We start from the raw sequence: 13656 nt of genomic DNA on the forward strand, positions 1-13656 counted from the left end.
CAGGCGGTGTAACGGTGAGAACTGGCACGATTCTCGAAGAAGCGGCCAAGACCATGACCGACGCCAATCAGCAATATGCAACGGTCATCGATGACAATGGCAAGCCTACCGGCGTCATCAGCATGAATAGCCTGATCCAGGCCATGGTTACGCCGATTAGTCACCTGACCGCGCAGGCAGCCGCGGAGTAGGCGCAGCACCGCCGCCCTTTTATCTCCCCCCTTGAGAGGGGGAGATCATCGGCATTGACTGTCGACGTGTACTTGCCATCTGAAAGCGTCCCAACTTCCACAAATTTCCCAAGAACTTATCCAACACCTTCCAACCTCGCTGATCCTGATGCGCAACGCACGCAAACACATCACGATCCGGCCATGTCGCTTCCCTTGCGCTCGGCGTCGCTCACGCCGCGCACCCTCGAAGCAGCTCTGGCGATAGTGGCACGATCGCCCGGCATGGGTGTAAGCGAAGGGCATGAGCAATGAGTGAACCTGCAGTTGAGATCGATACGAACGCTTCATCGCGGGATCATGGCAGGCGGGGCGGCCGGTCGCGGCCACGCAGCATTGAAAGCGGTGCATTTGACCAGCCGCCATTTCGCCAGCTGAAAATTCCATTTGCGCCAACAAAAATCATTTCCGACGACGAGCTGGAATCGATCCACGACGCGTCGTTGAAAGTGCTGCAGGAGATCGGTGTCGATGTCCTGCACGATGGTGCACGCGACATCATGAAAAAGGCCGGCGCCGATGTTACGCCCGGCACGATGCGTGTCCATTTCGACAAGGACATGATCCTTGAATATATCGGATATGCGCCTTCGGAATTCACACTGCATGCCCGCAATCCAGCCCACAATGTTCGCTTCGGCGGCAACAACCTGATTTTCGCCCAGATGGGATCGGCACCGAATTGCTCCGATACCGACAATGGCAGGCGGTCGGGCAACCAGGCGGACTTCCGGAATTTCCTGAAGCTAGCGCAGATGCACAACATCATTAACACGACCGGCGGCTACCCGGTCGAGCCGATAGACATTCATCCTTCGGTCCGTCATCTCGAATGCATCCGCGACCTCGCCACGCTGACCGACAAGCCGTTTCATATCTATTCTCTCGGCAAGGAACGCAATCAGGACGGCATCGAGATCGCCCGCCTTGCGCGCGGCATCAGCCACGAACAACTGCAAAACGAAGCGTCCTGCTACACGATCATCAACACCAATTCCCCGCTGAAACTCGATGTTCCGATGCTCGAAGGCATCATCCAGATGTCCAGTAACGGCCAGATTGTCATTGTGACACCGTTTACCCTCGCCGGCGCCATGGCGCCGGTTACCATCGCTGGTGCCCTCGTCCAGCAGAATGCCGAGGCGCTGGCTGGTATTTCCTTCACACAGATGGTCAAGAAGGGCGCGCCGGTCGGCTATGGCGGTTTTACCTCCAACGTCGATATGAAGTCGGGAGCCCCCGCCTTTGGTACACCTGAATATATGAAAGCGCAGCTGGTTGGCGGTCAGCTCGCCCGCCGCTATGGCATCCCCTACCGTACATCCAACGTTTGCGCAGCAAATACGGTGGATGCTCAGGCCGCCTATGAATCGGTGTTCTCGCTTTGGGGCGCCATCCAGGGCGGCGGCAATTTCATACTCCACTCTGCCGGTTGGCTCGAAGGAGGGCTCTGCTGTTCCTACGAGAAGATGATCCTCGATTTCGATCTCCTGCAGATGGTGGCGGAATTCCTGACGCCGCTCGATCTGTCCGAGGATGCATTGGGGCTCGACGCTATGCGTGATGTCGGCCCGGGCGGACATTTCTTCGGCACGGCGCACACGCAGTCGCGCTACAAGACAGCCTTCTATGCGCCTATCATTTCCGACTGGCGCAATTACGAAACCTGGCAGGAAGCTGGTTCACCGACAGCAATCGAGCGGGCCAACCGGATCTGGAAAGAACGCCTTGCCACCTATCAGAAACCGGCGATCGATCCTGCGATTGAAGAGCAAATCAATGCCTTTGTCGCCAAACGCAAGGCCGAAGGCGGCGCGCCAACGGATTTCTGATCACTTGAATCAAACTCTCAACACATTGAATCACATTTCCATACAAGAGGCATAAGACTATGAAATCGCACGTTAAAGCAGTTGTCATCGGCGGTGGCGTTGTCGGGTGCTCTGTGCTCTATCACCTTGCGCGCGCCGGCTGGACTGATGTCATGCTGATCGAACGGTCGGAATTGACGTCCGGCTCCTCCTGGCATGCTGCCGGCGGTTTCCATACACTGAATGGCGATCCAAACGTTGCAAAGCTGCAGGCCTATACGGTCAGCCTCTACAAGGAAATCGAGGAGCTTTCCGGCCAGTCCTGCGGCCTGCACCTGACCGGCGGTGTCATGATGGCGGATTCGCCGGAACGCATGGACTTTCTGCGTCTCGCCCATGCTCGCGGCCGCTACCTCGGCATGGACACCGAACTGATTACACCGTCTGAAGCCAAGGCAATGTTCCCGCTGATGGACGAGACCAACTTCGTTGGCGCCATGTGGGACCCGGTTGAAGGGCACCTCGATCCATCCGGCACAACCCACGCCTACGCCAAGGCTGCGCGCAAACTTGGCGCGGAAATCAGCCTGCGCAACCGGGTCGTCGAGCTGACGCAGGAAGTGGACGGGACGTGGAATGTCGTCACCGAGCAAGGCACGGTGAAAGCCGAGCATGTCGTCAATTGCGGTGGCCTGTGGGCTCGCGAAGTCGGGCGCATGGTCGGGCTTGAACTGCCGGTTCTCGCCATGGAGCACATGTATCTCCTCACCGAAGACGTTCCTGAAGTCATGGAGTTCAACAAGTCCACCGGACGTGAACTCATTGGCGTCATGGATTTCAAAGGCGAGATCTACACACGCCAGGAGCGAAACGGCATCCTCCTCGGCACCTACGAGAAGGCGGCAAAGCCATGGTCGCCAGTCAACACGCCATGGGATTTCGGCCATGAGCTCCTGCCGCCGGATATCGACCGTATCGCCCCTTCCCTCGAGGTCGGCTTCAAGCATTTTCCTGGCATCGAAAAGGCTGGCATCAAGCAGATCATCAACGGACCTTTTACCTTCGCGCCAGACGGCAATCCGCTTGTCGGTCCAGTTCCGGGCCTCACCAATTACTGGACCGCCTGCGCCGTCATGGCCGGGTTCAGCCAGGGTGGTGGTGTTGGCCTCGCGCTTTCCAACTGGATGGTGCACGGCGAGCCAGGCTTCGACGTCTGGGGTATGGATGTCGCTCGCTTCGGCGAATGGGCAACCCTGCGCTATACCAATGCCAAGGTGCGCGAAAACTATTCGCGCCGTTTCTCCATCCGTTTCCCCAACGAGGAACTGCCTGCCGCTCGTGCGCAGCAGACCACGCCCCTCTACGACACAATGCTCGCACAGAATGCGGTGATGGGCGATTCGTGGGGCCTTGAAACCCCGCTCTGGTTCGCACCCAAGGGTATCGAACCACGCGACATCGTTTCTTATCACCGTTCCAACGATTTCGAGCATATCGGCAATGAAGTTCGCGCCACGCGCGAAAACGTCGGTGTTACGGAAATCGCCAATTTTGCCAAGTATGAAGTGACGGGCGCTGGCGCAGAGGCTTTCCTCTCTCGCCTGATGACCAACACCATGCCGAAGACCGGGCGCCTTGTTCTGACGCCCATGCTGAACGAGGAAGGCAAGCTCATCGGCGATTTCACCATCGCCAAGGCTGCCAATGACAGGTTCCTGATCTGGGGATCTTCCGCAGCTCAGCGCTACCACATGCGCTGGTTCCAGAAACAGCAGCCAAAGGACGGTTCGGTAAGAATCCATCGCTTCGATCAGACCCTTGTCGGCTTGGCCATCGCGGGACCGAAATCCCGAGACCTGCTCGCCAAGCTTGTTGATGAAGATGTGTCAAATGCCGCTTTCCGCTTCATGGATTTCCGCGAAATGGCCGTTGGCGGCGCGCCGTGCAAGGTCAACCGCATCTCCTATACGGGCGATCTTGGCTATGAGATCTGGATGGAGCCCGCTTATCAGCGCCTCGTTTACAAGGCCATCAAGGACGCCGGCGCAGAATTTAACATCGTCGATTTCGGCATGCGCGCCCTGCTCGCAATGCGACTCGAGAAGAATTTCCCGACATGGTTTCGCGAATTGCGTCCGATCTACGGACCTTACGAAGGTTCAATGGATCGCTTCATCAAGCTCTCCAAGAATGATTTCATCGGACGGGAGGCAGCGGCCAGGGAAAAAGCTGAGCTCGACGCAGGAACCAGTTCGAAACTGCGCCGCGTTTCGTTTCTGATCGACGTGCCCCATGGCGAGGGCGCCGCCGACGTGATGGGCGATGAGCCGATCTGGGCGAAAACCTCGAAGGACTACGGCATCGTGCGGGCTGGCCATGGCGTCGGCGCACCGCGCTTCGATGCGACCGGAGAGGTCGTTGCCAATGCGGGCGACAAGGGCGCCGTACGGGGCGAGTGGCGCGTCGTCGGCTGGGTTACATCCGGCGGCTACGCTCACTATGTCGGCCATTCCATGGCTCAAGGCTATGTGCCTGCGGAGCTCGCAACCAATGAAAGCCAGGGACTGTTCGAAGTGGAGATTCTCGGCATTCGCCGGGCAGCCCGTATCAACATCGAGCCGCCATTTGATCCGTCAGGCGAAAAGATGCGCGGGTAGCTCCAGGGAAGAGATAAAGGGCAGGCCCTTGCGCCTGCCCGTCCAGCCAACGACAACCAGCGCGCTCGCAGCTTCATCAAAGCGCTGTGCGAAAGCCCACGACTTGCAATCAATGGCTGCCATATCGGCCCGGCCGGATGCAACGGCTTCGATTGACTCGCGGTGGCCGCCAGTTTCAACGAGGCTGACGAAGAGGGCCAGCGTTTCGCCCTGTGTTTCCAGATCCCGCCTAAGCGCCAAATAACCGGACATCGAATCGTGGCTGTTGACGGCGAGCCGCTTCTGCCGCATCAGATCGATCGGAAGCCTGGCTTTGCCGTCGATAGGCGCTGCAACGGGCGTCCCCTCGCCGCGCCGTGCCACAAGCGCGCTTGAATAAAGTTCCCCGCCGCCACCTTCGATACCGGAATAGTCGTCCTGCCCGGCAAGATGAACCTGCCTTCCAAGGCCCAACTCCATCGGCCCCCAACAGGTTTGCGTAATCAGCAGATCGGGGTGACGCCAGAGCGTCGGCAGATCAAGCTCGTCAGGCGGAAGCGTGGCCGGGTCCGGCGCGATGACGTTGCCCGCTGCGTCCTTGATGCCACCGGGAACCGGGGGAAGATCAGCATTGCGGCGCATAAGGACTTCGGGCGCGTCATAGCCCTTCGCACGAAGGGCATCGCGCATGACAACCCATTGCGCGTCAACTTCAGCGCGCAACTCAGGCCAGTCATACATCGGCAAAGCCGCCACAAGTGTCATGTCGTATGCTTACTCTGTCGGCGGCTCGGCGGGAATAGGAACGGTTGAACCACCCTGGAGGTTGATACCGTGGCGGCGCGGGCGGAAAGCGCGACCTGGCGCTGGCTCACGCCGCAGGACCGGGTGAACCACCTCCTGCTTTTTCCGGAAGGCGTAGGCTCGCAGGATCTCGAAATAGTTGCGGAAGACATAGCCGTCATTCATGCGCTGCCACTCCTCGCGCTGCTCGCGATAGAGTTGCGGCAGATGATACCAGGGCGCTGTCGGGCGTTTATGATGGACGAAATGCAAATTGTTGTTGAGGAAGATCAGCGCCAAGGGCGATTTCTCGACGATAACTGTTCGCCCGTCCGGGCGTTCTGACCACTGATGTTCGCAATAGCTGCGGATCGAGATGATCGACAATCCCCAATAAACGGCCGTCAGCGCATAAATCCAGAGCGGAATACCGAACGCAAACCACAGCGCAGCGAGCGTAGGAATAAGTCCAAGTCCATGCAAGAGCCAGGCGGTGCGTGTCTTTCGGTCACCTCCAGCAACGAGTTTGATCTCGCTGAAAACGAAGCCAACGACCATCAGCGTGGGGCCAATGACAAACCGGCCGACAAGCGAATTATTCCAACCCAGCAATACCTTGACGAACGAAGGCAATTTCTCCCAATCGCCAGACGCTCGGTAATAGCTTTCCGGGTCATCATAGGGATCCGTCAGCCGCTCGTCCGCATGGTGCTTGAGATGCAGATGTTTGTAGCGGCGATAGGGAAACACGAGACCAATCGGCAGTGAAACCAGGACTTCATTGATCGCGCCGTTGCGTGTCGGATGGCCGTGCAAGGCTTCATGTTGCAGCGACGAATGCAACGCCACTGCAACGGCCATCAAGGCCAAAGCAAGGACCGGCATGACGGAATAAATGTAATAGCCGGAGGTAAACCAAAGTCCGTAGCAGACGATCATCAGGCCAATGGTTGGCCACTCAACGCCGAGGCGCTTTCGCTGAGTTGAGGACGTCGGTACTTCGGTATGTCTTTCTGATTCCATGTTTTTCATGGTCTCATTGTCAGGAACTGTCAGCAATGCTATTTTTGTGAGAAAGTGTTGATTTTGCGCACCAAATGGCGCAAATGTTGCGTAAAGTGAACAAGGCAGCACAAAAATGGACAAACGCGATCTTTCCCGCCTGTTTCAGGAGCGCGTCAAAAGCCTGCTCACGCGCAGCGGCGAGAACCAGTCGTCATTCGCCGCCTCCGTCGGAATTGACCGGTCTGCGCTCTCGCAGCTTTTGTCAGGGCAATCCACGCGGCTTCCCCGCGTCGAGACGCTGCTCAACATTGCAGAGCGCCATTCCGTCTCGCTCGACTGGCTGCTTGGCCTCAGCCAGGATGAGGGGATTACCGGCGAACTGCGCCCAAGTCTCGAAATCGAGCAAGGGTTTGACAATCAGACGTTGCTGGTCAAATGGCATGCGGAGGCAACCGGCACGAAGATACGCTATGTGCCCGCCCGCATACCCGATCTTTTGCGCACACAAGGTGTAATTGCCTACGAGACTTCCTTGGTTCACCGCGACCCGGCAACGCAGATGAGCGAGACCGCGTTCCGTCTGGACTATAATCGCCAGCCGGGCACTGACATGGAAGCCTGCATGCCATTTCAGACTCTCCGGGATTTTGCAGCCGGCTGCAGCATCTGGACTGATCTTCCGCGGAAGACACGCAGCGAGCAGCTTCAACACATGGCATCGTTGCTCGACGAGTTGTATCCGTCCTTTCGGCTCTATCTATTTGACGGGCGAGAACGCTACTCGGTCCCCTACACCGTTTTCGGTCCTTACCGCGCTGCGATATTTGTCGGGGAGATGTATCTCGTCCTCTATACGACCGAAGCCGTTCTGACCATGCAGCGGCATTTTGACGGGCTTATCCGTGTCGCCAAGGTCAACGCGCATGAGGTTGCATCTTATGTCTCGTCACTGAAAGTTGTTTGAGCCTGCGTCAATGCTTGTCGCAATTGATGATTGACCACATATAAAGACTTCCTTATATCGTTATCTATTCGATCCCAAAGGAATATGCGCCATGACCATTGCAAACCCACTCGCTGATCTCATCGCCGAAAAAGGCGTTTTGCTGGCCGACGGCGCAACCGGTACGAACCTGTTTGCCACCGGACTGGAAGCGGGTGAAGCGCCCGAGCTCTGGAACGAAGCGCAGCCTGAGAAGATCATCGCGCTGCACCAGGGCTTTGTCGACGCCGGGGCAGATATCATCCTCACCAATTCCTTCGGTGGTACGCGGCATCGTCTGAAACTGCACCATGCGCAGGATCGTGTGTTCGAGCTCAACAAGAAGGCGGCAGAACTTGCCCGCAGCGTCGCCGACAAGGCGTCTCGCAAGGTTATCGTGGCCGGCTCCGTCGGTCCAACCGGTGAACTATTGGTGCCACTTGGCGCGCTGACGGAAGAAGATGCTGTCGCCGCCTTCACGGAACAGCTGGAAGGCCTAAAAGCCGGCGGCGTCGACGTTGCGTGGATCGAAACCATGTCGGCGCCTGGTGAAATCCGTGCAGCTGCTGAGGCCGCAGTCAAGGTAGGCCTGCCCTATGTCTATACGGGTTCGTTCGACACGGCTGGCAAAACGATGATGGGCTTGCCACCTAAAGACATCCATGGTGTCGTCGATGGCCTCGGTGAAAAGCCGGTCGCCGTTGGCGCCAATTGCGGCGTCGGTGCCTCGGATATTCTCGCATCGCTGCTTGACATGAGTGAAGCCGACCCATCAGCGACCATCGTGATCAAGGGTAATTGCGGCATTCCGGAGTTTCGCGGTTCGGAGATCTTCTATTCGGGCACACCTGACTTGATGGCAAATTACGCGCACCTCGCCATCAATGGTGGCGCAAGGATCATTGGCGGTTGCTGCGGCACGTCATTCGAGCATCTGGCAGCAATGCGCAAGGCACTCGACAGCCACACCCATGGACCGCGTCCAACGGTCGAAACGATTGTTGAAACCATTGGTCCAATGCGCAACAAGCTTGCTGCCCACGCGGACAACACGCCGAAGCGCGAACGCCGCGGACGGCGTGCATAAATAATCCGGCCAGAACCAGCGGTTTGCTCCGCGGGTTCTGGCCGACACAATCCTTGGGGATCTCAGAGGTCCTCGATCTCGCGGCGGACCCTTTTCAGGATTTCGCGCAGCTGATCGGCCTTTTCTGCCGTCAGCGAGCCACTGCGAAGCTTCGAGCGAAGCGCGAAGCTCAATGCATGCATCTCCTCGCCCAGAGCGGCACCGCGTATCTCGCCTGAGGCATTGTCGAGTTGGGCGTTGATTTTATCTAGCTCCGCCCGGTTCTCGTCGAGATAGGCAAGCCCCTGATCTGTAATCGTATACAGCCGCTTGTTGCCGGTTGTGGTGGAGGTGACAAGATCGGTTTCCTCCATCATCTGCAACATCGGGTAGATCGCACCGGCACTCGGGCTGTAGGCGCCTTGGAACCTTGTCTCCAGCGCCTTGATGACGTCGTAGCCGTGACGCGGCTCTTTCGCGATCAAACCGAGGACGACAAGGCGCAATGCGCCAGGATCGAACATGCGTGGACCGCGCCCGCCAAATGGGCCGCCTCGATGCCGCCCGAATGGACCGCCGCGTCCGCGTCCGCCAAAGCGGCCGCCACCCTCATGCGAACCTGACATTGTCTCAACGCGCGACCAGTGATCGCCGCCATGGCTGTGATATTTTCTGCAATAATCGTACATGGAAATGATGTCTCCTAGATATATCTTTCATAAGTCATATCTATGCAAAGATATATCTTTAATCAAGACAACGATATATCTTTTGATGATATGCGTGCCTAAGCATTTGAAATAGCCTCGGTATTTTTGCACCGGAGAGGTGCTTCAGCCTTTCGCGAACGCATCCATATGAAACCGCATCTGTGGCACACTGTAGGCATGCTCCCGTCCTACGGGACAGGCGCGGCGCGCCAGGCAACCGCCACGCAGACACGCTTCCCCCTCTCCAGAGGCAAGATGGTCAAGACAACGGACAACTTCATATTCGTCATCGCAAAACGTATTCACTGGGCAGGTCGAAATGCACGGCTTGTCCTGGCAATCATCGCAGGGATAGCGCTGCGGACTGCTGCTGGGAAAGTCGAGAACGCGATCAAACAACAGCGCCCCGCGAAATGCCTGCCAAAGCCCGTATTGCGGATGGATCAATATTCCGAGCGGTGACGCGCGTAGTCCCTCGGCGCACGTCGCCCATTGCTGAAACGGCAGATAGGGCTTGTCGGAGGGAAACGCCGCTATCGCACCGAATTTCACAGCAACAGCGTTTAGAATTTCCTTGGACCATATATCGAGCGGATCTTGCACGCCCGGATGGTGCTGTTGCCATCGCGCGAAGTGCGGCCAGATGGATGAACCGAAATGGCCGACCAGCACAACGCTTTGGGGGACCAGGCCATCGATCGGGTGCGGCGCAGTTCCTTCATCAAAAACAAAGCCGCCGCGCGGAACCAAACCATGAGGTTCCAGCACGACGGCGATTTGATCAAGGATCGGATCGGCAATGTTCATACCGCATCTGAACCCTTTACAGCGGAGGCCCAGACTTCTTTGTGGATCAGATTGGCCACTTTAGCCCGGCCATCCTCGGGCTTCTTTCAAGTGAAGGCGTCAGGCATCGAAGCCTTCTTCTTCGCGATGAACTCCTTGAGCGATTCGTCGATCGCCGGATCGAGATAGGGTCCCTCGTAGCTCTCCAGCCAGCGGCGGGCGAGCTCGTTGGCGCGCTGATCCGCACGTTTCTCGCCTTCGGCCAGCCATTGCTCGTAGGAATTGTTATCGGCAATGTTCGAGCGATAGAATGCCGTCTGGAAGTTCGCCTGGGTGTGATCGCAACCAAGATAGTGGCTTCCGGGCCCGACTTGACGAATCGCGTCCATCGCCTGGCCGTTCTCCGAGAGGTCCACACCCTCGGCAAATTTCTGCGCCATGCCGAGTTGATCGATATCCATCATGAACTTTTCATAGGACGAAACCAGACCACCCTCCAGCCATCCCGCCGAATGGAGAACGAAGTTCGTGCCGGCAAGCAGCGTCGAGTTGAGTGTATTTGCGCTTTCATAGGCCGCCTGTGCATCGGAAACTTTCGATGCACACAGCGAACCGCCAGTGCGGAAAGGCAATCCAAGGCGGCGCGCCAATTGTGCCGCGCCGTAGGAAACCAGCGATGGTTCGGGTGTGCCAAAGGTCGGCGCGCCCGACTGCATCGAAATCGAAGACGCGAACGTGCCGAAAATGACGGGAGCGCCGGGACGAATCAACTGTGTGAACGAAGCACCGGCAAGAACTTCGGCAAGAACCTGGGTCAGCGTGCCTGCCACGGTAACGGGGCTCATTGCACCGGCAAGAATGAACGGTGTGACGATGCATGCCTGATTGTTGCGTGCATAGACCTTCAATGCACCCACCATGGTCTCATCGAAGACCATGGGTGAATTCGCATTGATGAGGCTGGTCAAAACCGTATTGTGATCGAGAAAATTCTCGCCGAACACCAGCTTGCACATGGATATCGTGTCTTCCGCGCGTTCTGGCGCCGTAACCGATCCCATGAATGGTTTGTCGGAATATTTGATGTGGGCATAGACCATATCAAGATGACGCTTGTTCACCGGCACGTCGACCGGCTCGCACACCGTGCCGCCGGAATGGTGAATGGACGGCGCCATATAGGCAAGTTTGACGAAATTGTTGAAGTCTTCGATCGTCGCGTAACGGCGATTTCCGTCAAGGTCGCGCACGAAGGGCGGACCGTAAACTGGCGCAAAGACTGTCGCATTGCCGCCAATCTGCACAGAACGCTCAGGATTACGCGCATGCTGCGTGTAGATTGACGGCGCCGTCTTCAGAAGGGAACGGGGAAGCCCTTTCGGGAAATGCACCCGCTCGCCTTTGACGTCTGCCCCCGCCTCTTTCCACAGAGCCAGAGCCTCCGCATCGTCACGGAATTCAATGCCGATCTCTTCCAGAACTGTATCCGCATTCGCCTCGATCAACGCCAGACCATCTTCGTCCAGCACTTCATAGGTGCGAATTTTGCGTGTGATATAGGTGAGTGACTTGCCGGGACCACCACCGGAACGGGCTGCACGACGTGCTGCAGCACCTGCACCAGCACCACGTCCGCGACGTCCACTGCTTGTCTCCGCTTCCGCGGGTGCATCGACTGGCGTTTCCTCAATCATTTCTTCTCTCCTTGCGCTACGCAAGCGCAGACTTTTCTTCAATCATGCCAAATCCTAACCGCGACACCCGTAAGGGCGTTCCCGTGTGCGGCACGCAATGGCGCATCGGAGACAAACATCCGGTCGTTTTCGTCATTTACAAGGTCGCATTTAAGCAATGCGTTTTCAGCAACTTGCCCGATATGTTAAACGAATGCCAGTTATGATACTGACCTGTGCATAACGCTTGAAAGGAAGCAGACCCATGGCCGATGATGAAATCATTCTTTCGGAGCTTTCGGACGATGAACTCGTCGAGCAAATGCATGATGATCTGTATGACGGATTGAAGGAAGAAATCGAGGAAGGCACCCGGATTCTCCTCGAACGCGGCTGGGTACCTTACAAGGTCCTGACCGAAGCTCTGGTTGAGGGCATGCGTATCGTCGGCGAAGATTTCCGCGACGGCATTCTCTTCGTACCTGAAGTGCTGCTTTCAGCCAACGCCATGAAGGCCGGCATGTTCATTCTGCGCCCCCTACTCGCAGCAACCGGCGCGCCCAAGCAAGGCAAGCTTGTCATCGGAACGGTCAAGGGCGACATTCACGACATCGGCAAGAATCTCGTCGGGATGATGATGGAAGGCGCTGGCTTTGATGTCATCGATCTTGGCATCAACAATCCGGTCGAAAACTATCTGGCAGCCATCGAAGAGCATCAGCCTGACATCCTCGGCATGTCGGCGCTTCTTACGACAACGATGCCCTACATGAAGGTCGTCATCGACACGATGAAGGAAAAGGGCATTCGCGACGATTACGTCGTGCTTGTTGGCGGCGCGCCGTTGAACGAGGAATTCGGGAAGGCCGTTGGTGCCGACGCATATTGCCGCGACGCTGCGGTGGCAGTCGAGACCGCCAAGGCTTTCATGAAGCGCAAACACAATCAGCTTTCCGGGGTCTGATAGATGAAAAACGGCCGCATCAGAATGCGGCCGTTTTTCAGAATTGAGATAAAGTATGATCCGATGCTGGTGGATTCAAACCAGACAGAACGGATTAATTGGCAGCTTTTGCCACTCTGTGGCCAGCGCTCTGAGTTGCATTGACCGTATTGGCCGTATCGGCGCCGATACCGCGGATGGTATTTGCGCAGCCGGCGAGAGCAACAACAGCAAGTACAGCGGCAATCGGAGCAATATGTGATAGTTTCATGGACTGTGTCTCCCGTTCTGCTAAAATTAAATCCAACGCTCGCATAACGCGATGGAGCAAAATCAGTTCCATGAATGTTAGCCAAAAGTCAATGAAATCAACAGAGACCGTACGGGTGATTGCGTGCGGCATGATTGCGCGCGAAATCCTGGCGATACGCGAACAATTTGGGCTTGATCACATCCAGCTGAAATGTTTGCCTGCGATTTATCATCACTACCCGGACAAGATTGCGCCTTCGGTGGATCGCGCGATTGTCAGAGCCAAGGCTGAAGGCATCACCCGCATCTTTGTCGGATATGCCGATTGTGGCACCGGCGGAATGCTTGACCGTGTCTGTGCGAAACATGGTGTTGACCGCATCGCCGGTCCTCATTGCTTTTCCTTCTACGCTGGAAACGAGGCGTTCGCGACGCAGTGGGACGACGACATGACGTCGTTTTTCATGACCGACTTCCTTGCCCGGCATTTCGAAGCATTCATGGTCAAGCCGTTGGGCCTGGATCGTCACCCTGAATTGCGCGACATGTATTTCGGCAACTACACCAAGATGATCTACATGGCGCAAACGGACGATCCTGAACTAAGCGCCAAAGCCGAAGCGGCGGCTGCATTTCTGGGCCTCGCCTATGAACGTCGCCTCACAGGCTACGGCGATCTTGTTCCGGCGTTGACGTCAGCTGCCGCTCACTAGCTCCACGCGCGACATCAAGTGAACGGTTTCTTTGTTCATTTGCAGCAAATCAAATCAATAAAGGAG

Annotated in this window: 13 protein-coding genes; 7 read left to right on the top strand and 6 right to left on the bottom strand. The window is 56.9% G+C overall.

Annotation, left to right across the window (positions count from 1 at the left end; all coding sequences use genetic code 11):
* The 3 genes from AAAC48_RS24335 to AAAC48_RS24345 form a co-directional block, all read left to right on the top strand.
* The coding region (locus AAAC48_RS24335; RefSeq protein ID WP_340656659.1) for a CBS domain-containing protein at positions 1-191 on the top strand (191 nt) is incomplete at its 5' end.
* A gap of 290 nt (positions 192-481) precedes the next feature.
* On the top strand, positions 482-2062 hold the full coding sequence (locus AAAC48_RS24340; protein ID WP_340656660.1) for a trimethylamine methyltransferase family protein: 1581 nt from the start codon (positions 482-484) through the stop codon (positions 2060-2062).
* A gap of 59 nt (positions 2063-2121) precedes the next feature.
* On the top strand, positions 2122-4698 hold the full coding sequence (locus AAAC48_RS24345; protein WP_340656661.1) for an FAD-dependent oxidoreductase: 2577 nt from the start codon (positions 2122-2124) through the stop codon (positions 4696-4698).
* Here the strand turns inward: AAAC48_RS24345 and AAAC48_RS24350 are convergent.
* The gene (locus tag AAAC48_RS24350; protein WP_340656662.1) at positions 4675-5442 is read right to left on the bottom strand and encodes a PhnD/SsuA/transferrin family substrate-binding protein; all 768 of its coding nucleotides are present in this window, start codon (positions 5440-5442) and stop codon (positions 4675-4677) included. The genes AAAC48_RS24345 and AAAC48_RS24350 overlap by 24 nt on opposite strands.
* Positions 5443-5451: 9 nt before the next feature.
* Positions 5452-6483, bottom strand: a complete 1032-nt coding sequence (locus AAAC48_RS24355; RefSeq protein ID WP_340656663.1) for a fatty acid desaturase — start codon at positions 6481-6483, stop codon at positions 5452-5454.
* A 115-nt stretch (positions 6484-6598) separates the two neighbouring features.
* Here AAAC48_RS24355 and AAAC48_RS24360 point away from each other — a divergent pair, with 115 nt between their 5' ends.
* Positions 6599-7429 carry a helix-turn-helix transcriptional regulator gene (locus AAAC48_RS24360; protein ID WP_340656664.1) on the top strand — a complete coding sequence of 277 codons (831 nt, stop codon included), beginning with the start codon at positions 6599-6601 and terminating at the stop codon, positions 7427-7429.
* A 91-nt stretch (positions 7430-7520) separates the two neighbouring features.
* The gene (gene bmt, locus AAAC48_RS24365) at positions 7521-8534 is read left to right on the top strand and encodes a betaine--homocysteine S-methyltransferase (protein ID WP_340656665.1); all 1014 of its coding nucleotides are present in this window, start codon (positions 7521-7523) and stop codon (positions 8532-8534) included.
* A 62-nt stretch (positions 8535-8596) separates the two neighbouring features.
* On the opposite strand, the gene AAAC48_RS24370 is transcribed toward bmt, so the two are convergent.
* From AAAC48_RS24370 to AAAC48_RS24380, 3 genes are all read right to left on the bottom strand, one after another.
* Positions 8597-9202: a PadR family transcriptional regulator gene (locus AAAC48_RS24370; protein WP_340656666.1), complete on the bottom strand. Its 606-nt coding sequence runs from the start codon at positions 9200-9202 to the stop codon at positions 8597-8599.
* 144 nt (positions 9203-9346) lie between these two features.
* A complete protein-coding gene (locus tag AAAC48_RS24375) occupies positions 9347-10030 on the bottom strand; it encodes a hypothetical protein (protein ID WP_340656667.1) in 684 nt (227 codons plus the stop codon).
* A gap of 86 nt (positions 10031-10116) precedes the next feature.
* Positions 10117-11703: a trimethylamine methyltransferase family protein gene (locus AAAC48_RS24380; protein ID WP_340656668.1), complete on the bottom strand. Its 1587-nt coding sequence runs from the start codon at positions 11701-11703 to the stop codon at positions 10117-10119.
* Positions 11704-11947: 244 nt separating this feature from the next.
* Here AAAC48_RS24380 and AAAC48_RS24385 point away from each other — a divergent pair, with 244 nt between their 5' ends.
* A complete protein-coding gene (locus AAAC48_RS24385) occupies positions 11948-12646 on the top strand; it encodes a B12-binding domain-containing protein (RefSeq protein WP_340656669.1) in 699 nt (232 codons plus the stop codon).
* Positions 12647-12740: 94 nt separating this feature from the next.
* On the opposite strand, the gene AAAC48_RS24390 is transcribed toward AAAC48_RS24385, so the two are convergent.
* Complete coding sequence (locus tag AAAC48_RS24390; protein ID WP_340656670.1) at positions 12741-12896, bottom strand: entericidin; 156 nt, start codon at positions 12894-12896, stop codon at positions 12741-12743.
* A 91-nt stretch (positions 12897-12987) separates the two neighbouring features.
* On the opposite strand from AAAC48_RS24390, the gene AAAC48_RS24395 reads away from it, so the two are divergent.
* Entirely contained in the window at positions 12988-13590 is a 603-nt protein-coding gene (locus AAAC48_RS24395; protein ID WP_340656671.1) for a DUF1638 domain-containing protein, read from the top strand.
* Positions 13591-13656 lie beyond the last annotated feature (66 nt).

Origin of the sequence: Phyllobacterium sp., assembly GCF_037994405.1 — a bacterium.
In the GTDB taxonomy this organism is placed as follows: domain Bacteria; phylum Pseudomonadota; class Alphaproteobacteria; order Rhizobiales; family Rhizobiaceae; genus Phyllobacterium.